The organism is Kitasatospora sp. NBC_00240 (assembly GCF_026342405.1).
GTDB lineage: Bacteria > Actinomycetota > Actinomycetes > Streptomycetales > Streptomycetaceae > Kitasatospora.
This window is the reverse complement of record NZ_JAPEMU010000001.1, coordinates 9,274,141-9,296,784: the sequence shown is the minus strand read 5'-3', so window position 1 is coordinate 9,296,784 and position 22,644 is coordinate 9,274,141. Positions and strand designations below refer to the sequence as shown.

The 22,644-nt window shown below is 73.7% G+C and carries 20 protein-coding genes and 4 pseudogenes; 14 read left to right on the top strand and 10 right to left on the bottom strand.

The window, feature by feature from the left end:
- The first annotated feature begins 26 nt into the window (after window positions 1–26).
- Complete coding sequence (locus OG689_RS39575; RefSeq protein ID WP_266326656.1) at window positions 27–761, top strand: alpha/beta hydrolase; 735 nt, start codon at window positions 27–29, stop codon at window positions 759–761.
- Between the two features lie 511 nt (window positions 762–1,272).
- Here OG689_RS39575 and OG689_RS39570 read toward each other — a convergent pair.
- Window positions 1,273–2,181: an AraC family transcriptional regulator gene (locus tag OG689_RS39570; protein WP_266326654.1), complete on the bottom strand. Its 909-nt coding sequence runs from the start codon at window positions 2,179–2,181 to the stop codon at window positions 1,273–1,275.
- Window positions 2,182–2,370: 189 nt separating this feature from the next.
- On the opposite strand from OG689_RS39570, the gene OG689_RS39565 reads away from it, so the two are divergent.
- Window positions 2,371–3,489 (top strand): serine hydrolase domain-containing protein, encoded by a 1,119-nt coding sequence (locus tag OG689_RS39565; protein ID WP_266326652.1) that lies wholly within the window; start codon window positions 2,371–2,373, stop codon window positions 3,487–3,489.
- A 712-nt stretch (window positions 3,490–4,201) separates the two neighbouring features.
- Here the strand turns inward: OG689_RS39565 and OG689_RS39560 are convergent.
- Entirely contained in the window at window positions 4,202–5,476 is a 1,275-nt protein-coding gene (locus tag OG689_RS39560) for a serine/threonine-protein kinase (RefSeq protein WP_266326650.1), read from the bottom strand.
- A gap of 284 nt (window positions 5,477–5,760) precedes the next feature.
- Here OG689_RS39560 and OG689_RS39555 point away from each other — a divergent pair.
- Window positions 5,761–6,309 (top strand): annotated as a pseudogene (locus OG689_RS39555) (thiamine pyrophosphate-dependent enzyme); the annotation flags it as partial.
- A gap of 290 nt (window positions 6,310–6,599) precedes the next feature.
- Here the strand turns inward: OG689_RS39555 and OG689_RS39550 are convergent.
- Window positions 6,600–7,493 carry a S41 family peptidase gene (locus OG689_RS39550; RefSeq protein ID WP_266326648.1) on the bottom strand — a complete coding sequence of 298 codons (894 nt, stop codon included), beginning with the start codon at window positions 7,491–7,493 and terminating at the stop codon, window positions 6,600–6,602.
- 312 nt (window positions 7,494–7,805) lie between these two features.
- On the opposite strand from OG689_RS39550, the gene OG689_RS39545 reads away from it, so the two are divergent.
- Window positions 7,806–8,303 (top strand): cupin domain-containing protein, encoded by a 498-nt coding sequence (locus OG689_RS39545; RefSeq protein WP_266326646.1) that lies wholly within the window; start codon window positions 7,806–7,808, stop codon window positions 8,301–8,303.
- Window positions 8,304–8,364: 61 nt separating this feature from the next.
- Here OG689_RS39545 and OG689_RS39540 read toward each other — a convergent pair whose 3' ends face one another.
- The gene (locus OG689_RS39540) at window positions 8,365–9,567 is read right to left on the bottom strand and encodes a saccharopine dehydrogenase C-terminal domain-containing protein (RefSeq protein WP_266326644.1); all 1,203 of its coding nucleotides are present in this window, start codon (window positions 9,565–9,567) and stop codon (window positions 8,365–8,367) included.
- 227 nt (window positions 9,568–9,794) lie between these two features.
- Between OG689_RS39540 and OG689_RS39535 the strand changes: the two genes are divergently transcribed.
- From OG689_RS39535 to OG689_RS39525, 4 genes and pseudogenes are all read left to right on the top strand, one after another.
- On the top strand, window positions 9,795–10,448 hold the full coding sequence (locus tag OG689_RS39535; protein ID WP_266326642.1) for a GPP34 family phosphoprotein: 654 nt from the start codon (window positions 9,795–9,797) through the stop codon (window positions 10,446–10,448).
- Window positions 10,449–10,600: 152 nt separating this feature from the next.
- Window positions 10,601–11,005 (top strand): annotated as a pseudogene (locus OG689_RS45085) (LamG-like jellyroll fold domain-containing protein); the annotation flags it as partial.
- A gap of 124 nt (window positions 11,006–11,129) precedes the next feature.
- Window positions 11,130–11,333 (top strand): ricin-type beta-trefoil lectin domain protein, encoded by a 204-nt coding sequence (locus tag OG689_RS45080; RefSeq protein WP_354536923.1) that lies wholly within the window; start codon window positions 11,130–11,132, stop codon window positions 11,331–11,333.
- A gap of 430 nt (window positions 11,334–11,763) precedes the next feature.
- On the top strand, window positions 11,764–12,366 hold the full coding sequence (locus OG689_RS39525) for a hypothetical protein (protein ID WP_266326638.1): 603 nt from the start codon (window positions 11,764–11,766) through the stop codon (window positions 12,364–12,366).
- A gap of 160 nt (window positions 12,367–12,526) precedes the next feature.
- On the opposite strand, the pseudogene OG689_RS39520 reads toward OG689_RS39525, so the two are convergent.
- Window positions 12,527–12,784: pseudogene (locus tag OG689_RS39520) on the bottom strand (RNA polymerase subunit sigma-24); the annotation flags it as partial.
- Between the two features lie 28 nt (window positions 12,785–12,812).
- Here OG689_RS39520 and OG689_RS39515 point away from each other — a divergent pair.
- The 4 genes and pseudogenes from OG689_RS39515 to OG689_RS39500 form a co-directional block, all read left to right on the top strand.
- Window positions 12,813–13,127, top strand: a pseudogene (locus OG689_RS39515) (ROK family protein); the annotation flags it as partial.
- A 44-nt stretch (window positions 13,128–13,171) separates the two neighbouring features.
- Complete coding sequence (locus tag OG689_RS39510; protein WP_266326636.1) at window positions 13,172–13,531, top strand: NUDIX hydrolase; 360 nt, start codon at window positions 13,172–13,174, stop codon at window positions 13,529–13,531.
- Between the two features lie 175 nt (window positions 13,532–13,706).
- Window positions 13,707–14,951 (top strand): GNAT family N-acetyltransferase, encoded by a 1,245-nt coding sequence (locus OG689_RS39505; RefSeq protein WP_266326634.1) that lies wholly within the window; start codon window positions 13,707–13,709, stop codon window positions 14,949–14,951.
- Between the two features lie 106 nt (window positions 14,952–15,057).
- Window positions 15,058–15,678, top strand: coding sequence for an L-threonylcarbamoyladenylate synthase (locus OG689_RS39500; RefSeq protein ID WP_266326632.1), 621 nt, complete (start codon window positions 15,058–15,060; stop codon window positions 15,676–15,678).
- A 254-nt stretch (window positions 15,679–15,932) separates the two neighbouring features.
- Here the strand turns inward: OG689_RS39500 and OG689_RS39495 are convergent, their stop codons facing one another.
- From OG689_RS39495 to OG689_RS39485, 3 genes are all read right to left on the bottom strand, one after another.
- Window positions 15,933–16,544: a hypothetical protein gene (locus tag OG689_RS39495; protein ID WP_266326630.1), complete on the bottom strand. Its 612-nt coding sequence runs from the start codon at window positions 16,542–16,544 to the stop codon at window positions 15,933–15,935.
- Window positions 16,545–17,128: 584 nt separating this feature from the next.
- Window positions 17,129–17,623: an ATP-binding protein gene (locus OG689_RS39490; protein ID WP_266326628.1), complete on the bottom strand. Its 495-nt coding sequence runs from the start codon at window positions 17,621–17,623 to the stop codon at window positions 17,129–17,131.
- Between the two features lie 31 nt (window positions 17,624–17,654).
- On the bottom strand, window positions 17,655–18,482 hold the full coding sequence (locus OG689_RS39485; RefSeq protein WP_266326626.1) for a DUF6328 family protein: 828 nt from the start codon (window positions 18,480–18,482) through the stop codon (window positions 17,655–17,657).
- Between OG689_RS39485 and OG689_RS39480 the strand changes: the two genes are divergently transcribed.
- Window positions 18,432–19,241, top strand: a complete 810-nt coding sequence (locus OG689_RS39480) for an aminoglycoside adenylyltransferase domain-containing protein (protein WP_266326624.1) — start codon at window positions 18,432–18,434, stop codon at window positions 19,239–19,241. The genes OG689_RS39485 and OG689_RS39480 overlap by 51 nt on opposite strands.
- Window positions 19,242–19,838: 597 nt before the next feature.
- On the opposite strand, the gene OG689_RS39475 is transcribed toward OG689_RS39480, so the two are convergent.
- The gene (locus OG689_RS39475; protein WP_323189367.1) at window positions 19,839–20,426 is read right to left on the bottom strand and encodes an SRPBCC family protein; all 588 of its coding nucleotides are present in this window, start codon (window positions 20,424–20,426) and stop codon (window positions 19,839–19,841) included.
- A 330-nt stretch (window positions 20,427–20,756) separates the two neighbouring features.
- Window positions 20,757–21,068 carry a DUF3040 domain-containing protein gene (locus OG689_RS39470; protein WP_266326622.1) on the bottom strand — a complete coding sequence of 104 codons (312 nt, stop codon included), beginning with the start codon at window positions 21,066–21,068 and terminating at the stop codon, window positions 20,757–20,759.
- 1,125 nt (window positions 21,069–22,193) lie between these two features.
- Between OG689_RS39470 and OG689_RS39465 the strand changes: the two genes are divergently transcribed.
- The gene (locus OG689_RS39465) at window positions 22,194–22,433 is read left to right on the top strand and encodes a DUF6479 family protein (RefSeq protein WP_266326620.1); all 240 of its coding nucleotides are present in this window, start codon (window positions 22,194–22,196) and stop codon (window positions 22,431–22,433) included.
- Window positions 22,434–22,644: the final 211 nt, after the last annotated feature.

Below are 22,644 nucleotides of genomic sequence, written 5' to 3'. Positions count from 1 at the left end.
GCAGCACCTCACTTCAGGGAGATCACATGACCACCTTCGTACTCGTTCCCGGCGCCTGGCTCGGGGCTTGGGCCTGGGAAGACACCGCCCGCGCACTGCGGGAGTACGGCCGCACGGCGCTGCCGCTCACGCTGACCGGCCTGGCCGAGCGCGCGGAGGAGGGAGGGCCCCAGACGGACCTGGACACGCACATCGCGGACATCACCGAGTTCGTCGAGAAGAACGATCTGCACGACGTCACCCTGGTCGCCCACAGCTACGCGGCCGCCCCCGTCACCGGAGCGGCCGGGCGTCTCGGCGACCGGCTGGAGCGCGTGGTCTACGTGGACAGTGCCCCGTTCGCCGCGGGCATGCGCATGCTCGACCTCTTGCCGCCGGAGGCAGCGGACCAGCTGGGCCGGCAGGTCACGGCCCACGGCGACGGCTGGCAGCTGTCGATGCCGCCGTTCGAGGTCCTGGGTCTGTCCAGCAGCCTCGAGGGGCTGGATGAGGGCCGGCGGGACGTGCTGCGTGCGCGTGCCACTCCTCAGCCGTTCGGCACCTACACCCAGCGCCTCGCCGACCACGCCGCGCCCGGCCCCGGTGTGGACCGTGTCCTGGTCGCCTGCCGTGACTTCCAGGGCCTGTTGGATGCCGGGGTGCCGATGCTGGACTTCCTCAACCACGCGCCGTGGCGGCGCTTCGACCTGCCCACCGGGCACTGGCCGATGCTGTCGGCGCCCACCGAGCTCGCCGACATTCTCCACACGGCCGTCTCCTGACACAGACGGGTCCAACGAGGCATGACGATGCTCGATCGCGAAGGTGTCCGCGGGTCGCGGGCCCGCACGCAGGCCCTGGCCGGCGGACTGCGGGAAGTCTCCGCCGGGGCGGTCGTCCGGCGCGTCCTCGCCGCGCATGGCCGCTCACCCGAGCTGAGCCGACCGAGCACCTCACCACCCTCTGCCCCCCAGTGGACGGGCAGGTGCCCTTCCATCTTGAGGCGAGTTTGTTGCGGGCGGCGTCGAGGCTGATCTGGAGTCCTTGGACTTCGCCGAGCCAGCTACTCAGGCCCAGCAGACCAGGCCGGAACATCACCTCTGGACCTGGCGGCTTGACCTACGGCATCAGGAATCGTTGCGACGGGTCAGCCACTGTCCGCTGACAGGTGAGTTCGAACACCCGCTCACACCCGGGTCTAGACGTCGCAATCCACACCGAGCCGGAAGGCCCTCACTCATTTCAAGATCACCACGCCGTGAGCCGTGTCACCAACCTCCGTGGTCAGTACACCTAGGACTCCGGTGACAGGGAACGGTGTTGACGCCCCGATGCCCCGCCGCCCCGCTCGACCGGGATCCACAACTGGGAGTCGGTCTCCGTGCCGACCTCCACCGGCCGCGTCCGCAGGAGTTCCGGCCCGGTCCGGCTCGTGTACGGGTTCGAGGGGAACCACTGCGTGAACACGTCGCGCCACAGCTCCTGGAGGGCGCTGGGGTAGGGCCCGTGGTTGTCGAAGACCGCCCAGGTGCCGGCCGGCACGTCGAGGGTGTCGAGGCCCTCGACGGCCGCCCCGGGGCGGGTCACCACGCCGATCCAGTAGTCCGCCTCGGCGCCCTCCTCCCGGCTGTCGGTCAGGTACACCACCGCCGACAGGATCCCCTGCGGCTCCTGGCCGGCCAGTTGCTTCATCCGGACGATCGCCTGTTCGTCGAGGCTCGCCAGGTGCGCCGCGGCGCCGGCGTTGACCCCCTCGTGCACGAGCGGGAGCCGGGCCTTGCGGCCGACGACCCGGAACGGCTCCTTCTCCACGATCCGGTACCGCATGGCCGTACTGCCCTCGACGACGACCCGAAAGGACATCCGCGGCTGCGCCGTGAGCACCGCACCCGTCCGCCGGGCCTCGCCCGGCCCGATGCCGTGCACCGAGCGGAACGCTCGGGCGAACGCCTCGCCCGAGCCGTACCCGAACCGCACCGCGACGTCGAGCAGCGTCAGCTCCCCGGCCAGCACCTCGGCCCCGGCGAGCGTCATCCGCCGACGCCGCACGTAGACCGGGAGCGGCATTCCGGCGAGCGCGGAGAACAGCCGACGGAAGTGGTACTCCGACACCGCGGCGATCCGGGCCACCTCGGCCATGTCGACCTCCCGGTCGAGGCAGGCCTCCAGGTGGTCCAGCGCCTGGTTCAGCCGCTCCAGCACGCGGATCCGTCCTTCCTTCTCGTACCCAGCGTAGGACTCGCCCTCCGGCCGGCCGACCACGGGCGGCCGCAGCGGCCCGGTGGCCGGGCCGGCTCATCACAGTGGAGAAGATCTGATCGCGCCCGACCCGACAGAACCGGTGCGGGAATTGTCGGGCAGGAGGCCTCGGCATTACCTGAGGCTTTCACCATGGCTGATATTGAGGGAGCTTGCGAACCGCGGTTCGACGCAGTCCGTGCGGCCCTTGCGACTCTGCTCGGCAAGGACGACGTGGGTGCCTCGGCCGCCGTCTACCTCGAGGGCGAGCAGGTGGTCGACATCTGGGGCGGGTACGCCGACGCGGACCGCTCCGTCGGCTGGGAGCGCGACACCCTCGTCGGTGTGAACTCGGTGTCCAAGAACATGACCGCCCTGTGCGCGCTGATTCTGGCCGACCGGGGCGATCTCGACCTCTCCGCGCCGGTCGCCGCCTACTGGCCCGAGTTCGCGGCGGCCGGCAAGGAGGGCACGCTGGTGCGGCACGTGCTGTCGCACACCGCGGGGCTGCCGGAGCTGTCCGGGCCGGCGGTGGTGGAGGAGCTCTACGACTGGGAGAGCGTGACGGCGGGGCTGGCCGCGCAGGCCCCCGCGTGGGAGCCGGGTACGGCCGCCGGCTACCACGCGCTCACCTTCGGTTTCCTCGTGGGCGAGATCGTCCGCCGCATCACGGGTCGCAGCCTCGGCCGGTTCTTCGCCGAGGAGGTGGCCGAACCGCTGGGCGCGGACTTCCACATCGGGCTCTCCCCCGAGCACGACCACCGCGTCGCACCGCTCATCCCGCCGCCGTCACTGACCGACGAGTACGCGTCCAGCGCACCGCCGGGACCGGACGGCACCCGCCGGGAGAACGCCGGTGCCGCGATCCGCGTCAAGGACGCCAACTCCACAGCCTGGCGCCGTGCACAGATCCCCGCGGTGAACGGTTTCGGCAACGCGCGCTCGGTGGCCCTCGCGCAGTCGGTGCTGGCGAACCAGGGTTCGGCCGGTGGCGTGCGACTGCTGTCCCCCCGGGGTTGCGAGCCCGCGTGGCAGGAAGTGTTCCGCGGTGACGACCGCGTGCTGGGGACTCCGATGTCCTGGACGGTGGGTTTCGGCAGGTTCGGCAACACCTTCGGCTGGGGCGGCTGGGGCGGTTCGCTGGTCGTGAGCGATCCCGGCTCGCGGCTGACGGTGGCCTATGTGATGAACCAGATGATCGACCGGGAGCAGCACGAGGACAACCGCGGCATGGAGATCGTCATGGCCGCCTACGACGGCCTGTACCGGTAGCGCGACGAGGGGCGGTCCGGGCCCACCCGGGCTGCCCGTTCCCTGCCCCGGACCACCGGCACATCCGGCCGGGCGACCGCGGCCCGCGCGACTCGGAAGGGCGTCCACCGGGTCGGGCCCGGGGGCGTACCCGTCTCCGGCGACCGGCCGGTGCGCCAGGACACCGACCGGGCTGCCGAGCGGGTTTGTCACGTCGTGGCCGGCCGGCGTAGTCCGATCACCGGGTCGTTCGCCCAGGCGTAGCGGCCGCCGTCGGTGACTGTGGTGCCGTAAGGGCAGCAGGCCGGAGGGCAGCCCGGGGACGGCCGACGACGGGCCGGGACGGCGGAACGCCGGCGGGCAGCGGGGACTCACGTACGCGGTGTCCGTCGGCGCTGCGGCGGCCGTGGCGGCGGTCGCCGTCCCGGCGCCGGCGGCCAGGGCGGCGCCCGCGGTGCCCTCCCGCCGCTGGCCCCGGGCGGCCCGCAGGGCAAGGGGTGTCGGCCGGACGACCCCGGCCGGCCGCCAGGCCTTGCGAGACCGGTTTTGTGACCGGCGCGCATCTCAATGAAGCAGTCCCATTTTCGACAAGGGAACCGGGCCGCTGACCGTTCGACATGTGAGCGTCACTCAGGACACCCCGTCCCGCCCGCCGGCCCCGGTCAGGCCGGGCGAGAGAGCAACCCCGTGCGACCTTTCGCAGCCTTGCCCGTGCCTGCCGCGCGGCTGTGGATCAGTGCTTCCTCTTGGCCTTCACAGGCGTGGTCTGATTGCCGTTGCCGTTCCCGTTTGCGTTGTTCTTGGAGGGCGCGTGCGTCGCCGGACCAGAGCCGGCGGTGGGAGCCGACGGGAGAGCGGACCCCGACGTATCCGTGGCTGGGGCGGTGCCCGCGCTCGGAGCGGCTGCCGGTACGCCGGCCGCGGGTACGTCCGCCCGCGGCGTTGAGGTGCTGCCGGCCGGGTCCGGCCCGCCCGCCGGGGCGGCGGGCGCCGGGGTCACCGCGGGAGGAGCAGCGCCGAGAGTGCTACCACCCGCCAGTGCGGCCAGCCCCAGGACGGTCGCGGCCGCCAGGGAAACCCCGCGCCTTCGGCGTGCCGGCGTCGGCGGTGCGGCCGGTGCGGACGTGGGGTGCGGGGGTTCAGGCCGCACCAAGGGTGCCGGCAGGTGCAGGGCTTGCGTACGGACCGCACCGGCGGCCGACATGACCTCCCCGAGCACCTCGGCGCACTCGATCGCCGACGGTCGCTGCCGCGGGTCGGTGAGTGTCATCCTTCGCAGGACCTGCCGGAGCAGGGCGGGGAGGCCTCCGGGTACGGCAGGCGCGCGGTGCAGGCGCGCGGCGGCGGCTTCGAGCGGCGCGCCGCCGTACTCGCGACGTCCCGTGAGGCATTCGAGGAGAACGAGGCCCAGTGCGTAGACGTCGGCGGCCGGCTGTGCCTGCCGGCCACGGATCTGCTCCGGTGCCAGGTAGGCCGGAGTGCCGACGACGAATCCCGTCCGGGTGACGGCGGCGTCCCCGGTGAGCCGGGCGACACCGAAATCCGCGAGCCGCGGCGCCCCACCCGCGCCGATGAGGATGTTGGCCGGCTTGACGTCCCGGTGGACGATGCCGTGCCCGTGGACGAAGGACAGCGTGTTGGCCAGCCGGGTTCCCAGGCGTGCCGCCGCCGATGGTGACAGCGGCTCACGCCGAAGGACATCCCGCAGCGTCGGGCCCTCGATCAGTTCCAGTACGAGGAAGGGCCGTTCGTCCCAATGGCCGTAGTCGTACACCTGCACCAGGCCCGGGTGCCGCAGTCGGGCCAGCGTCCGGCCCTCCAGAGCGAAGCGTTCGGCGGCCTCCGCTCCGGCCCCGGCCCGGAAGACCTTGAGGGCCACCGGGCGCTCCAGCCGCTCGTCGACGGCGCGCACCACCTCGGCGGCGCCACCGCTGCCCAGGTGTCCCTGGACCCGATAGCGGTTGGCGAACAGTCCGACGGGGGTGGACGACGCGTTCGCGGTGGTCATCGACGTCTCCGCTCCTGGAGGTTCCACCACTGCTCCGGCCGGAGCAGGACGGCTTAGCGGCGCCTACCCCCGCAACGGCGACCCACGCGGGGAAGACACCTGGCCGGACCACAGGTCAGGCCTCGCGCCAGCGGTGGTGAGGACGCCAGGCAGGTTCTGGTGGACCAGCGCGACGTGGATCCCCCGCGGCCCGACACGGCGCCGGCCGGCCCGCAGGTGAACCTCGGCCGGCCGAGGTCAGGCGGGGCCGGCGTCCCCCGGCTCCGGGAACATGACGTGCGCCCCGCCCCGAGGCCCTGGCCGCAGCGGTGAACGCCTACGCGCCCCCGGACGCGATCTTCACCTCCGGCACCGGTACGGCCACAGTCTGGCTCTCGCGGTTCGTCACCATGCACGACCGGCGGCGCCTGCTCGGCTCCTGCAATCTCGGCTCGATGGCCAACGCGATGCCCCAGGCCCCCGGCGCGCAGCTGTGGGCGCCCGACCGGCAGGTGGTCGCGTTCTGCGGCGACGGCGGGCTGAGCATGTTGCTGGGTTACCTGATGACGATCAAGAGCTACCGCCTGCCCGTGAACCTGATGGTCTTCGACAACCGCAGGCTCGGCATGGTCAAGCTTGAGCAGGAGCAGGTCGGCCTGCCCGAGTTCGGTACGGAGCTGGACGATCCCGACTTCGCCGCCGTCGCCGGCGCCCTGGGCATGACGGGAATCCGGGTGACCGACCCCGGGGAGCTTGACGACCCCGTCCGGCGGGCCTCCGACACCCCCGGTCCGGTACCGCTCGCCGTCCTGACCGATCATCAGGAACCGGCTGCCCCGGGCAGGCCGACCGTTCATCGCACCGCGCCGCACAGCCGACGTCATGCCCCGCAACGGCCCCGGCCCTGGCCCCGGCCGAAGGGTGCCGCGCGGGACCGGGTCCGCGGCGCTGGCGATGGCGGCGGCCGTGCGGGGCCTGCTGCGGGTCTTGTCGTCCGGTCCACCGCGGGCCCACCGCCGTGACGGCGACCACCGCGGCCGGCGGATCAGCCACGGCCGACGCCCGGCGCTTCCGGGGCGCCCACGCCGTCCGTCGCCGTCCGGCGTGTGCTGCCCCCTCCGGCAGCACCTGAGGCCGGACCGGCCTACGCGCCCAGGCGCTCCAGGGCGGTCCTGAGTGCCACGTCGAGCGCCTCGCCCGCCGGTGCGGCGATGTCCGGGACCACACCGGTGCCTTCCCAGTTGGTGCCGGTGACGCTGTTGATCGTCCGGGCGGTCGGCACGGTCACCATGATGTGTTCCGTGACCGGGTGACGGTCCGTCGGGTGTGCCCCGCCGCGCGTCGTCTCGCCGACGAGTTCGGCGCGGCCGTGCGCCTGCAGGGTGTACGCCACGTCCTCGCCGCCGGAGAAGGTGACCGAGCTGGTGAGGACGAGGACGGGGCGGCCGGTGTAGCGCGGTGCGGGAAGGTGCGCGGCCGTCCAGAACTGCCGGGTGGCGCCGGTGGAGCGTTCGTAGAAGTCGTTGAGGTGCACCTGGTCGTCGGGGAAGAAGTAGCTGCACCACATCGCCGCCCCCTCCGGTGCCCCGCCGCGGCACTCGCGCAGGTCCACAACGAGCGCCGAGCTGCCCGCGACCAGCTGCATGGCCGCGCCGATCGTGGCGGCGCCCTCGTCCGCGGAGGCGATCCAGCGCACGTCCACGAGCCCGATGTTCCCCTCCAGTTGCTCGACGCGGCGGATCCCCTGGTTCTCCGCCCTGAGCAACGCGCGGAACGCCGCCCGTCCCTTGTCGTCGTCCGCCGGGTCCAGCGACTGCGGCTGATCGACCCAGAGCAGCCGCAGGTGCTTGTCGGGGCACACCTCCTGAAGATGCGAGGTCACCGCCTCGCACAGGGACGGCCCGTCCAAGCCGCCGTACTCGCCCTGCGCCAGCCGGCGCCGGATCGCGGCGTCGACGGCCGCGGTCTTCTCCGGAAAGACGTACCCGGCCTCGATCCGGCCCAGGGCCTGATGGACTATCTGTTCATTTGATGGCATGGCGGCGGATCGTAGTCCCACGAACAGGCTGCTGGCCAGTCAAATCCCCCGGAGGCAGAGCCCGGAGTGCCGCCGTGGCCGGGGTCGCGGCGCCGGCGCGGACCGCGGCAGGGCCGACGCGACGGGCCGACGGCGGTGCGAAATCCGGTAGCGACGGGACAGCTGTCGGCATCGGCCACTGCAGGACAGCGCCAAATTGACCCACGATTTCATACCACCAATGAACCATTTCATGGGTCTTTCCCCCGCATAGAGTTGTGGCCACAAGGCCGGGAGGGAACGCCGGAACGGCCCATGACCAGGGGAGACACCATGACCACCAGCCCGCTGAAGCCGCTGCTGACCCGCGCCGCCACCGCCGAGACCACCAGCGACCCGAGCAGCACGATGACCCTGCTGGCCGACTGCGGCACCGACGGCAGCCCGGTCACCAGCTACCGCTCGTCCTTCGCCAAGGGTGCCGTCGGCGCCCCGGCCCACTTCCACACCCGCGCCTCGGAGCTGTTCTTCGTCATCGGCGGCTCGCTCCGGGTGCTGGTGGACGACGAGGTGAAGACGCTGGAGGAGGGCGACTTCCTGCTGGTCCCGCCGCACACCCCGCACGCCTTCGCGGCGGCCCCGGGCTCCGAGGCCGACGTGCTGTTCACCTTCACCCCGGGCATGCCGCGCTTCGACTACCTGCGCCTGCTCGGCCGGGTGATGCGCGGTGAGGCGAGCCCGCAGGAGATCAAGGACTCCTCCGAGCAGTACGACAACCACTACGTCGACAGCCCGCTCTGGCGCGCCACCCTGGAGGCGGCGGCCGAGTAGGACGGCGCCGGAATCGGCGGGCGGCCCGGCCCTCGTGGGAGGGCCGGGCCGTGCGGGTCGCTCACATCTCGCGCAGGCCCCAGGGCGCGCCGTAGGCGTTGAGGAGGTCGAGGAAGGGGCGGGGTGCCAGTGCCTCGGGGCCCTGGACGCCGGTGGCCGTCCAGGTGCCGGTGGCGATCAGTTCGAGGGCGACGACCGGGTTGACGGCGGTCTGCCAGACGACGGCCTGGGAGCCGTACTCGGCCATCGTCACCTCGTTGTCGGCGACGTGGTAGAGGTAGACCTCTCGCGGGGCGCCGTCCTTGGTGCCCTTGACCCAGGTGCCGGCGCAGGTCTTGCCACGCATCCGGTCGCCGAGGGTGGCCGGGTCGGGCAGGCAGGCGGCGACCACGTCGCGGGGCGCGACCAGAACGTCGCCGACCTTGACCGGCTCGGTACGGTCGAGGCCGAGCTTGTGGAGTGTGCGCAGGACGTCGATGAACTCCTGCCCGAGGCCGTACTTGAAGGTGACGCGTTTCGCGTCGATCCAGCGCGGCATCAGGAGCACCTCCTCGTGCTCGACGTTGACGCACTCGACCGGGCCGATGCCCTCGGGGAAGTCGAAGACCTCGGGCTCGCTGAACGGCGGGGTGGTGAACCAGCCGCGGTCCCGCTCGTAGACGACGGGCGGGTTGAGGCACTCCTCGATGGTCGTCCAGATCGAGAACGAGGGGGCGAAGTCGTAGCCGTCGACGGTGAGGTCGGCGCCGTCGCGGACGCCGAGTTCCTCGATCTCGTCGAACAGCTCGTCGGCGGCGTGGCGGGCGAACACGTCGGAGAGTCCGGGTTCCACGCCGATGCCGACCAGGGCGAGCCGGCCCGCCCGCTCCCACTCGGGGGCCAGCGCGAACTGCTCGTCGCCGAGCTTGACGCCGGTCAGCTCGTGCGGCCGCTCGGGGTGCGGGCTGGAGAGCGACATCGCCATGTCGAGGTAGTTCACCCGGGCCGCGAGGGCGGCGCGGAAGAGCGGCATGACGAACCGCGGGTCGGTGGCGTTGAGGAGGACGTCGCAGCGGTGCCGGGCGAGGAGGTCCTCGACGGCCGGCTGGTCGGAGGCGTCGACGCGGGCCGCGGTGAAGCGGGTGTCGTCCGCCGAGGCGGCCACGGCGGCGGCGCGCTCCCCGTCGTAGTCGGCGACGACGAAGTGTTCGAAGAAGTCGCGGCGGGCGGCGATGCGGGTGACGGCGCCGCCGACGCCGCCGGCTCCCACCAGGAGGATGCGCATGCGGGGTCTCCCTTTCGCTGTCGGTCCACTCCTCCCTCAGCCTGGCCGACCTCGACCGCTTCCGCACCACCAGGCGCCGGGCGCAGGGACCGGCACCGGACCCGGGCACCGGGCACCGGCAGGCGGTGGACGGCAGGCGGCGGCCGGCCGGGTACCCCTCAGGGCGGAGGTCGAGTTGGTCCCTCGGGTTGACGGCGGACGCGAAAGCGCGCCGTATCGTCGGTGGCATGAGCCGTGGACTGCATCTGGCCGCCTACCTGCTGGCCTTCGACACCCGGACCGGGTCGCTGCAGGACCGCACCCGCGCCGGCTACCTGGTACGCGCCGCCGCCCTGGCCGAACTCGCCCGGCGGGGGGCCGCCACCGAGGACGGGGACGGCCGCGTCCAGGTCGCCCTCGCTGACCCCACCGGCGACCGCGTCCTGGACGCACTACTGACCGAGCTGGGCGAACGGCCCCGCAGCTGGAAGTCGTGGATCAGGCGCAGCCGCGAGGACACGCTGGAGGCCGTCGAGGAGCAGCTCACCGTCCTCGGCATCACGACGATGGCCGACCGGGACCCGCACGGCCCCGTCGAGCCGCACCGGCGGGTGGCGGTCGACGATCCGCGCCAAGCCCTCGACCTGCAGGTGCGGGTGGCCGGACTCGTCCGCGGTGACGCTCCCCCCGCGCAGGCGCCGTACGCCGATGCCGTCCTGGCGGCGCTGGCCGCCCACGGGCACCTGCGCCTCGTGCTCTCACGCCACGACCGCAGGACCCACGCCCGGCGGATCGCCGCACTCACCGACCGGCTCACCGAACGGACGCCGGGCCTGGCCCGGGCCGTGACCCGGCTGAACCTGACCATGGTCGCCGGCCAGGGCGGCATCGGCGGCGGCTAGGAGCTGTCCGGCCGATCACCCCTCTCCCAGCAACAGGGCGCCTACGAGGCCACCACCTGCGCCGGCGGCCGCGGCGGCCGCTGCCTCACCCAGCGGGCGCCGGCCAAGACGATCGTGTGGAACGAGAGCCACGACGCCACCGCCCCTACACCATGGGCGGCGACCTCAGCTGGAGCGACTACACGGTCGCCGGCGACACCCTCCTCCGAGGGCCAGGATCCGTGCAGCTGATGGCCCGTGTGGGAGTTCAGGGCCGGCACCCCGCCCTGTTCGACGCCTACTACCTGGGGGTGTCCGACACCGGTGCCTGGTCCCTCGTCCGCTCCAGCAAGGAGGACGACGGGAACGCGGGCGACGGCAGCAGCACCGTCCTGAGGAGCGGCAGCGTCCCCGTCCTCGGCACCGACACCTGGCACCACCTGGCACTGACCGTCGACGGCCCGGCCCTCACCGCCGCCGTGGACGGCAACACCGTCGGCTCGGTGACCGACACCGCCTTCACCACCGGCATGGTCGGCCTGGGCGGCGACCGCTACCGCAACGACCAGTTCGACAACCTGTCGGTCACCCCCACCGGCCCGCCCACCGCCGCCACCGGCCCCCTCAGGCTCACGGACTGGGGCAACAAGGTGGTGGGCTGCCTCGACGGCAACGGGACCCGCCGACCCCGAAGGGACCGCGGTGCGCACCTGGGGATGCGACGGCAGCGCGGGCCAGAACTGGACCGTCGGCACCGACCGCACGGTCCGCGTCAACGGCAAGTGCCTGGACGTCTACCGCGGAGGCGTCAGCGACGGCTCCAAGATCGTCCTGTGGGACTGCCACGGCGGCTCGAACCGGGAATGGACCGGTTGGAGACCGAGCGTCGCGAGCTCGCCACGCTGATCGCCACCGTCGACCTCACCCGCAATGCGGATCGCGCCGAGCTGACCACCGCGCTCGAAGCCCTGCACCAGCACATCGCCAAGGAGGAGGACGGCCTGTTCCCGGCCTCGTTGATCGCCCTCACCGCCGAGGACTGGGACCGGGCCATGGCCGCCTGGCGCGCAGCCCGTGCGGGACACGCCCCGGCACGATGACCCCGCCCGCGGGACACGGGCCGAGGACGCGGGCGGGCCGAGGACGCGGCGGGGGCCGGGCGGCGGCCGCCGATACGACGGGATCGCCCCCACGGGGGCCCGGCCGGGGCGGGCCCCGGAAGGCCGAAGGAACGGCTCCAGCGTTTGACCGGGGGGCGGGTCGGGCGTGCGATGGAAGGAGGGCGGGACGGGTGCGAGGTGCCCGTTCCACGGCGGACCGGGACGGAGACGCAGCCATGTACGTCCGCACCATCTACCTGACCGGTGATCCGGCACTGGCCGACGAGGCGCTGGAGGGGCTGAAGGCGACGTCCGTCCGCTCGCTCTCCGACCAGGCGGGCTACCGGGGGTTCAGCATCTTCTCGGACCGGCGGCTCGGGAAGATCCTGCTGGGCTCGTGGTGGGAGAGCGCGCAGAACGAGCGGGACAGCTGGGAGGCGCTGCACGACCGGCGCCAGGAGCTGCTGAGCGTGTTCGGCGGCACGGTCACCGTGGGTGGCTGGGAGGCCGCGGTGTTCCGCCGGGGCGACGCGCAGCCGGGGGCGGGGTTCCGGCTGGTGCGCCTGGCCTTCGACCCGGCGGCGGCCGACCGGCTGGTGGAGACGTTCGAGGCGACCGCGCTCCCCGGGCTGGAGTCGCTGGACGGGTTCAGCGGCGGCGCGCTGCTGATCGACCGGGAGCGCGGGACGGGGAGCGTCGGCGCGATCTTCCGCGACCGCGGGGCGCTGAAGGCCTCCCGGGGGCCGCACGCGCAGCTGCGTTCGAAGGCGTCGCAGGCGGCAGGGGTACAGGTGCAGGCGCTCGAGGAGTTCGACGTCGAACTGCTTCACCGGCCGTAGACCGGCCGGGGCCCGGCGCCGGGCCCCGGCCGCCGTGCCCGGCGTGAGGCCCGGGGCGACTCAGCGTAGTTCGTGCCGGGTGCCGGGTGCCGTCGGCGACGGCGACGGCGACGGCGACGGCGACGGCGACGGCGACGGCGACGGCGACGGCGACGGCGACGGCGACGGCGTGCAGCTTGTCCGGGTTGGCCACGTTGTGGATGGTCCGGATGCGGGCCTCCGGGTCGAAGTCGAAGGTGAGCGTGGCGACCACGCGGTCCGGGCCGCGGAAGACCACGCCCGGGCCGCCGTTGATCCAGGTGAGCTCGGCCCGCAGCTGCCCGGGCTCGATGCCCTGGTGGCTCACGGTGCCGAGCGCGGCGAACCAGCGGGCCACGGTCTCCGGGCCGACGACCGGCTTGAGGGCCTGGCGGACCTTGCAGGTCGCCGCCCATCCCGCCGTCGAGGGCCTGCCCGTCGTCCTCGGCGGCGACGCCGTGGCGAAGACCGTCGCCGAGCACTGGCGCGGAGCCGCCCGCGACCACCGCAACGCCCTCTACCCGGTCGTCTCCACGGGCGTCGGCGCGGGCCTGGTCATCGACGGCACCCTGCACACCAGCCCCAGCGGCAACGCCGGCCACCCCGGCCACCCCGGCCACCCCGGCCACATCAGCGTCGACCTCCACGGCCGCCCCCGCCCCTGCGGGTCACGCGGCTGCCTCGAAGGACTCGCCAGCGGCACCGCCATCACCCGCACCGCCCTCGAAGGCGGCTGGCAGCCGAGCGGCCCGCCGCGGCCGAGCTTGCCCTCACCCCCGACCGGCGGGTGATCCTCGCCCGCCAGTTCCGCCCCGGTCCGGCCGCCTTCCTGCACGAACTGCCGGGCGGCTTCGTGGAACCCGACGACGAGCCGGCCGCCGCCGCCGAAGTCCTCCAGGAGACCGGCCACCGGGGCACCCTTCAGGCCGTCACCACCTGCTGGGACGACGCCTACCCCAACGTCCGGCGCCACGTCTTCGCCGCTGCCGACTGCGTCAAGGTCGCCGAACCCACCCTTGAGCGCACCGAGTTCGTCGACCTCGTGCTGATGCCCCTGGACACCTTCCGCGCCACCGTTCTGCGCAGGGGCCGGATGACCGACGTGGAGGCGGCCTACCTCGCACTGGACCACCTCGGCCTATTCTGACCCCCGGGGCCGGGCCGCACGCCCCCGTGCCGGGCCGCGAGCAGCGGGCGCCAGCGCGAGCGCGAGCGGCACGGACCGGGCGGTAATTCGCTTGCCCCGGGCGCGGGTCGGCGCTGCACTGTGGCCGGGCACCACACAGCCGTGGTGCCCGGGATTCGAGGAGGCGGCACGCGCTATGGAGATTCGTTCCACGACCGATGAGGACCTCGAGGTCTTCGTCGACACGGCCTACACCGCGTTCGCGCGTTTCCCGGAGAGCCCGGCCCAGGGCAGCGAGCTGTGGTGGGCGGCGCTGGAGATGGACCGCGGCGTGCTGGCCGTGACGGCGGACGGGCGGCCCGTGGGCACCGCCGCCGCGTACTCCTTCGAACTGACCCTGCCCGGAGAGGTCCTCGTCCCGGCCGCCGGGGTGACCGCCGTCGGGGTCCTGCCCTCGCACCGGCGCCGGGGCCTGCTCAGCTCGATGATGCGCCATCAGCTCGCCGAGCTGCGGGCCCGCGGGGAGTTCCTCTCCGTGCTGCTGGCCTCGGAGGCCACGATCTACGGCAGGTTCGGCTACGGGCCCGCGACCAGCACCGCGCGGCTGACGGTGGCGCGCCACGGGGCCGCGCTCGCCACGCCACGGGCCCGCGCCGAGGCCGGCGCACCGGCGAGCGACCCGCACGGCACCCCGGACGGGGGCTCGGTCGAGCTGCTGCGCCGGAGCGCGTGCGGCAAGATCCTGGAGGAGGTCTACGACCGGTACCGCCGTACCCAGCCCGGCGCGCTGTCCCGCCCGCCCCGCTGGTGGGCCGTGGGCGCGGGGCAGCCACCGGTCTCGCCTGCGCCGCGCTTCGTCGCCGTGCACCGGGACGCCGACGGCGTCCCCGACGGGTACGCCAGCTACTCGGTCGACGAGGCCAGGACCCTGACGGTCGACGAGACCATCGCCACCGACGACGCCGTCTTCACGGCCCTGGCCCGCTTCGTCCTCGGCCACGACCTGGTCTCCCAGGTCGTGTTCAAGCACGTCCCGCCCGGGCACCCGCTGCGCTGGCAGCTCGCCGACTTCCGCGCCGGCACGGTGAGCAACGACACCGACTGGCTCTGGGTGCGCCTGCTGGACGTCCCTCGCGCGCTGACCGCGCGCGGCTGGTCCACCGACGGCGAGCTCGTCCTCGACGTCCAGGACCCGTTCCTCGGCGAGAGCGGGCGCCACCTGCTGAGCGTGCGGGACGGCAAGGCCGACTGCGTCCCGACCGACCGGGAGCCCGACCTGTCCCTGGACGTGCGCGACCTGGGCTCGGTCTACCTCGGCGGCACCGCCCCGAGCACGCTGGTGCGGGCCGGACACGTCCGGGCCCACCACCCGGGCGCGGCCGCCCTCGCCGACGCCCTCTTCCGCGCCGAGCGCCCCCCGCACTGCCTGCACTGGTTCTGACCGCGGCCGCACGGTGCGCCGGGTGAGCACCGAGCACGGACCGCGGGGCACAGGGCCACGGGCGCGGCCGCTCCCGTCCGCCGGGTGGATCCCGTAGGGTCGGCCGATGGCGAAGTACTTCGACGTGCACCCGCAGACCCCCCAGGCCCGCACCATCGGCACCGTGGTCGACAGCATCCGCTCCGACGCCCTCATCGCGTATCCGACCGACTCCTGTTTCGCCCTCGGCTGCCGCATGGGCAACCACGAGGGCCTGGAACGGATCCGCTCCATCCGGCGGCTCGACGACCGCCACCACTTCACCCTGATGTGCGAGAACTTCGCCCAGCTGGGGCAGTTCGTCCAGATCGACAACGACGTCTTCCGCGCCGTCAAGGCGGCGACGCCGGGCAGCTACACCTTCATCCTCCCCGCCACCAAGGAGGTCCCGCGCCGACTGATGCACCCGAAGAAGAAGACGGTGGGGGTCAGGATCCCCGACCACGTCGTCACCCGCGCCCTGCTCGCCGAACTCGGCGAACCCCTGGTCTCCAGCACCCTGCTGCTCCCCGGCGAGAGCGAGCCGATGACCCAGGGCTGGGAGATCAAGGAGCGGCTCGACCACCTGCTGGACGCCGTGGTCGACTCCGGCGACTGCGGTACGGAGCCGACGACGGTCGTCGACTTCTCCGAGGGCGAGGCGCAGATCGTCCGGCGCGGGGCCGGCGACCCCGCACGCTTCGAGTGACAACGCGGCCCCGGGAGCGGTCCGGCTGAACCAGCCGCCCCCCGGGGCCGTAATTCGTCCGGGCGGTGGGCGCGGCCGCCGCTTCACCGGCCCGGGCGGCGTGCCAGGGCCGCCTACGGTCGGAAGTGCTCGCGGTGCTCGTCCAGGGTGCTCGCGCAGGTCCCGCGGGGCGAGGTCGACGTACCGCACCCGGCAGCCGGTCAGGGCGGTCAGCCGGGCGGCGAGGTCGGGGTGGGCGACGGCCTGCGGTCCGGTCAGCGTGTAGTTGCCGCCCGCGACGTCGGCCCTGGTGAGCGCGGCGGCGGCGACGTCCCCGATGTCGCGGCAGTCGACGTAGTTGCACGGCGCGTCCCCCATGGCACCGAGGTGAGGGCGGGCGCGCGGTCGGCGATCGCCCGCCGCTCGGCGTCGCCTGCCGTCAGCACCACCAGCCCGGCCAGGTCGGTCCAAACCGCGCGGTCGACGGCCGGGCGCAGGACGGCGTACGGCCGGCCGGAGACGTAGACAGGCAGGCCACCCGCCCACCGGAGATCAGTGATCTTGTCGTGGCCCAGACGCGCCGGCCGCCCCGCTGTCGCCCTCGGCCCACCGGCGGCCGCGGCCTCCAGCCGGAAGCGCCGCCCCATGGGCATGACAGCCCGCCAGTCCTGCCCCTCCGCCGACGCGGCGTACCGCTCCGGCCGACGTCGCCGCTCCTCGCTCGTCCGCTTGGCCCGGTGCTCGCGGTCGGTCGCGGCGAACGCCGCCTCCTGCACGATGTACATCGGCGCCGTCCACAGCACCCGGTGATCGCCCTCCCCGGCCGGCACCTGGTGCGGGACGACACGGTCGCCCAGCGCCCAGACCACGAAGTCGTCCAGCGGCACGTTGACGCTCCCAGCGGCCGTGGCCGTGCGGACAGCGGCACTTCTTGCGGCACGGGACGACGGCGAACCTGCACAGGCCGGTGCCCACGCTCCACCGCTCCGTGCCACCCGGCCGGGGCGCGGAGGCGACCACCGACGGCTCCGCGCCCACCCGCAGCCGCGAGGACAAGGCCACCCGGCACACGGAGATGCCGTCACCGACATAGCGACGGGTTCGCTCGTGGAGCTCGCCACCGGTGATCGGGGAGAGCTGCGCCTCCCAGGCCGTGCGGCGGGCGCCGTCCGGGGAGGAGGTCATCACGTCGGCCCGCCACGACCCGTCCGGCGCGCGGACCTCCAACTCGGCGTACCAGCCGGCGGCCCGGGCGGCGTGCGCGAGCTGCAGCCTGGTCAGGTGGTGCTCCATGCCATGCCCGAAAAGTCCGATTCATCGGAGGGGGTGGGCCGTCCGCACGCTCGCGGGGAAGACCCGGCCGACGCGCACCCTCCTCACGGCTCCGTGCCTTGTCGCCAGGGTCTGGCGTGCGCCTTCGAGGTGTCGATCAGGCGTACACCTTCGAAGCCCCGTGTTCGAAGCCCCGTGTTCAAGGCCACGAGCGCGCCCGGCCGTCGACCGGACGCGAGCGGGGGCGCAGCGGAGCGGGCACCTCGAACCACACGCGTTTCCCCTCCCCCTCCGGCGCGCAACCCCAGCCGTGGGAGAGGCGTTCGATCACCCGGAGCCCGTAGCCGCCCGGCCGCCCGCGATCAGGGGCCAGGCGCAGGCGAGGCGGAAGCGGGCTCCCGTCCGAGACCTCCACCCGCAGGCGCCGCCCGTCCCAGATCAGCCGTAGCTCCCTGGGGCCTCCGGGGGCGTGCAGGCAGGCATTGGTGACCAGTTCGGAGACCATCAGCAGGACATCATCGGCAGCCACCCGCTGGTCCTCGTCCCGGGCCGGCAGCCACCCCCAGTCGAACAGCGCCCGCCGGCCGAAGTCCCGGCAGCGCTTCGCGGCGCCCTCGGTTCCGTAGGGCGCGAGCCGCCTGGTCTGCTGGAATGGCGGCGTACCGGTCGGGGCGTGGTCGTCGGGGAGGGACATCGCGTGGCTGCCTTAGAGCGCGGGGCCCGGCTCACGGGAATCCGCGAGAATCCGGGAGTGAGTCGGTCGGATGCGCTACGGGCCTCGCGAGTCTCGGCCGAGCCGGCTCGGGACCCAGCCTGCCGGCGGCATGCCGTCGTACGGCGTGCCGTCGTACAGCCCGACCCACGATGCCGCTTCCCCGGGTTGATGCCGGTGGTTCGCCGGGTCCGCCGCTCGGGCGGTCGCGGAACGACGGGCCGTGGCTGACGCCGGCCGTCCGTTTCCGAGAGGTCACACACACCTCATGGTCAGTCGTGTGCCCAGGAACAGGCCGCTTACGCACGACGGGTGCCGGCCCGTTCCGATGCTCCGGCCGGCCCGTCGGGACAGGCCCGGCGGCGCAGGCAGGCCGGCGGTCAGCGGCTGCCGGACGCACTGCCGGGGGCCGCCTCGGTCGGCCGGCTGCGCCTGGCCGCCCGGCGCAGCACGACCAGGGCAGTACCAGCCAGGTGGTCGCGAACCAGAGGCCCACACCGGCGCTGCGCACCCATGCGGCCTTGGGACCGCCGGTGGCGGTACGCAGCAGGAGCAGCAGGGCCGCCGTGATGGTGAGGGCCAGCGCGACAAGCCCGACGGCGATGAGCCGACCGGCTACGTGCACGAGTTCAGCCTTCAGGCCGTGGCCGGCCGAAAAGCGGTGGAAGGCCACCGGTGGGACGAGCGCCCCGGTCGCGAGGCCCCCAGCACGACGCGAACCAGGAGGGATTCTCCGGCCGTCCGCACACGAATGCCGTCCCTGCGCCGCGTCACGGCGGAGACTGGCCGTATGACGCGCATGTCCCGGGCTTCCGGGGGCCCGCAGCCGCTCCCCGAGCACGTCCGCCCCTACCTGCGGGAGCTGGTGGGGCGCACCCGCGGGGTCTGCGGCGCTGAGCTGGTCAGCATCCTGGCGGTCGGGTCGCTCGCCCTCGGGGACTACCGGCCGGGGCGCAGCGACGTCGACGTGACCGTCGTGGTGGAGCCGTCCGTGTCCGGTGCGATGCTGCGCGTGCTGGCCGGGACGCTCGCCCATCCCCGGCTGCCGTGCCCGGCCGCCGGGTTGGAGCTGGTGGTGTACGACCGGGACTTCGCCGGCCGCGCGTCGGGGCGGGCCGGGTACCTGCTGGACCTCAACAGCGGCCCGCTGCTGACCGGGCGGGCGAGTTTCGACCCCGTGCCCTCCCCCGCGTTCTGGTACGTCATCGACCGGTCCGTGGCCCATCAGGCCGGACTGACCCTCTTCGGCGGGACGGCACGGGAGGTGATCGCGCCCCCGACGGCGGCCGACCTGCTCGCGGCCGTCCGGGCGTCCGTCCGCGAGCACAGCGAGGGCGAGGGCCATCTGGCGGACAACCGGGTCCTCAACGGCTGCCGGTCGGTGCTGTTCTGCCGTACCGGGCGCTGGACGGCCAAGCGCGCGGCGGGGCACGCGATCGCCGCCGCCGAGCCCGGTTTCCGGCCGATCGTCGAGGCGGCGCTGGCCGGTTTCGAGCGCCCGCGTGCCGAGGCTGTCGGCCTGCCGGCCGCCGAGGTACGGAACTTCCTGGCCTGGGTGCGTGAACGGGTGGACGAGCCCGCGGGGGCCGTCGGGCGCTGAAGCCGGCGCCGCCGCGGCCGAGCCGATGGGGTGAAGGCCGCGGGTGCGGTCCGGGTCGCCCCCGCCGGTAGGACCCCGTGTCGCCCGTGCCGGGACGGGTACCCACCCCGTACGGATGGACGGCGTACATGGACGAGATGGACGGCGTACACGCGCGGCTCTCCGCGCCGAAGGGGCGGCGCTCGCACCGGTGCGAGCGCCGCCCCTTCGAGCCCAGGCTCTGCCCGTACTGCGGCTCCGTCGGCATCGCGGGGTCGCGGATCTCCTCCGGGTGCACGCTCCGCGGCCTCCGCCGGACGACCAATGCGACAAGGATGGCAGCCACCACCGCGCCCCGGGCCCTGGGGGGCGTTGTTCGGGCTGGAGCGCACTGCGGGGGCGGCCGGTCGCCTACCGGTACCGGGGGGCAGGTCGTCCGCGTACTCTTCCTCACCTTCGAGATCCACTCGGTCCGGCGCCGCTCCTCCCGCGCTCCCCCGAGGGCGGAGAATATGCAGTTCCCCCGGGCCGAAGCACGGCGACCGGACGCCGGGCGCGCCTCGAAGGCGCCGGCGTCCGGTCGGGGCTCAGGCCTGCGTGGCCGGCCGGGACGAGCGGTCAGCCGTGCCGCAGGTGGTCCGGGTCCACCGGCAGCGGCGGCGCGCCCTCTCCGGTCATCCGGGCCTGGGGCTGCTCACGCGGCGGTGCGTCCTCACGCACGGCCGGGCCGCCGCCGGGGGCTCCGGCACCGTCCGGTGTCAGGCGGCCGCCCCAGCCACCGGTCGCGCGTCCCTGCTCCTCGATGAAGCCCTTGAACCGGCTCAGGTCGCCCTTGACCTGCCGATCCAGGACACCGAGCAGGTCTCCGGCCTTCTCCACCATGCCCTGCGGCTCGAACTCCATCGCCAGACTGACCCGGGTGCGGGAGTCGTCGAGACGCTGGAACGTCACCACGCCCATCTGCCGCACGTCACCACCCACCGTCCGCCAGGAGATCCGCTGGTCGGGAAGCTGGTCGACGATCTCGGTGTCGAACTCGCGGCGCGCGCCGGCGACTCTGGTCGTCCAGTGGCAGTGCCGGTCGTCGGTCTGCCGCACCTCCTCGACGCCGTCCATGAATCGGGGGAATTCCTCGAACTGCGTCCACTGGTTGTAGACGCCGTGCAGAGGGACGTCCACGTCGATGGACTCCTTCACCTTGCTCACAACGGACTCCTTCGTAGTCGACAAGCTCGGACATTCCGTACTGTCCACGCGCCTGCCCCGGGTGCGGGCGGCCAATCAGGATTCCCCGCCGGGGTCGGGTCGCGGGCCAGCCGGGCGGCGACGGCAACCCGGCCTGCGGCCGAGCAGCGGGCCGCGAGGAGAACCGAGCGGGACGGGACCGCGGCGGAGCACACCGAGGAATGACGAAGGTCCTCGACTGCGCCACCCAACCCGCTGCCCGCACCGGTGCCCGACCGCCTGCTCCGCAGGTGGGCCGCGACGACCGGCTGTTCAGCGGGTCCGCTCAGCGGGTCCGCTCAGCGGGTTCGCTCAGCGGGTTCGGCGCGAGCGACGACGGCGCTCGAACGCCTCCGCGGCGAGCCAGAGGCAACCGGGCACCGCCCCGACCAGGAGAGACACGGCCAAGAGGGCGCCGACCCCGTGCGCGGCCACCGCGACGAGGAGCAGAACGGCGCTCAGCGCGACGAGGAGAACGAACCCGGCGGCCTGCCCGGGATGGCGGGCGCGGTCGCGCCCCGGCATCGGGGGTACGAGGGTACGGGCGAACTCCGGGTCCTCCTCCGTGAGCCGGCGTTCGATGTCCGCGAGGGCCCGACGTTCGCGGATCGACAGATGGGACATCACCGTCACCTCACCAGGACGCAACCGCCTCCGACAGCCATTGTCGCGCCCCCGCTCCCGATACGGACGATACGGACTCGGGAACCGGACCCGGCCGTCGGCGTCGCGGCGGCCGGGTCGAGGACGGAACCGAGGTCGAGGGCGGTACCGGGGTCAGTGTCCGAAGTGAAGCCGCCGACGCGTACTTGGCCGGCGCGTTCGTCCCCCGGCCGAACACCGATGTCTTCCCCGCCCCGGCGATGCGACCGCCTCGACGGATCCCGCAGGGCTGGATACGGGGCGCGGAGGCCCGTACGGTGGTGCAACTCGGTCCTGGCCGGGGTCGACCCCGGTGCCGGGCGCGGCCTCCGGAAGCCATCGCCAGGGGACGGCCACAGGCTGCCGGGCGTCACGAATCGGTGCCAGGCGCACAGCTCCGTGCGGTGTTCGGGCGCCGCCCGCGCAGGGTACGTGCCGGCCAGGAGACCGGCGGGAAGGGAGGCAGGACGATGACCGACCCGCGACGGGGGTTCAGTGACCTGGCCCGTTACGTGAAGGACGCCGAGGCCGCCGGAGAGCAGGAGATCGCAGCGTTCTTCCGCGCCGTCCTGCGTGAGGACACGGCGCGCCGCAGGCGGCGTGGGGAGGACTCCGCCCGCTCAGGAGCCGGTGCACGAAGCGAAATGCCGGACCCAGGGCTGCGGAACAGGCGCCCGGCGACCGCTCCGACGTACCCGAAGGCCTGAAAGCGCACAGAGGGACGGTGACCTGCGGAGGCACGAACACCTGGTCGCTCCGGTCCGCCGTGACGTGTCAGCAGCGGCCGCCCAGGCACCGTCGGTGCCCTGCCGTGGGCCAGGGTCGTGGTGGGGCGGACCACCCGGTGACGCGGCGTGGATTCGGCGGCGGAGACCGGGAGGTCCGCACCCCGGGAGAAGGCGTGGCGCCCCAACCACGACGTCGTGCGGCGCGGCTGCCTACTCGGGAGTGCGGCGGCCAAGGGCGGCAGGAGGTTCGGGCCGGAGTTCCAGGAGGGACCGTCGGACCGACCCCAACGCCGCGCCCAGTCCGCGACCAGCACGGTTGCCGCCGCGCCGGCCGGGCAGACGACCGGCGATCCGATCCCCGAGAACCGGAGGTAGTGACGTGAAGGACTTCGAAGTCCTGGCGGCCGGTATGCCCGGCTCCGCGCTGGCCCTGCTCGTGGTCGCCGGCCTGGTGGTGGGAGCCCTCCTCGTCGGCGCCTTCGTCCACGGGAGCCGGCGCAAGGACAAGGAGCCGCCACCGGTGGACCTCCAGGCCGCCCTCTCCCCCGACCACGGGGGCCGGGGGACGCGGGAGCCGACGCGTTCCCAGTCACCGGACATTCCCGGGCCGCCGTACTGAGCCCGGCCGCGGCAACGCTCCGCCCGTCAGAGCGGCGAGCCGAGGTGACCGAGCCGGAGGTGACTGGGCCCGGGACGACCCATTCCGGTAGCACGGCCGACGACGCCCCCTCGGTCACCGAGTACTCGGAGCACGGCAGCCGGGCGGTTCCATCTCCGTCCGGACGCCGTCCGCGGGACAGGCGACGGCTCGGTCCGCGCCCACGACGGAA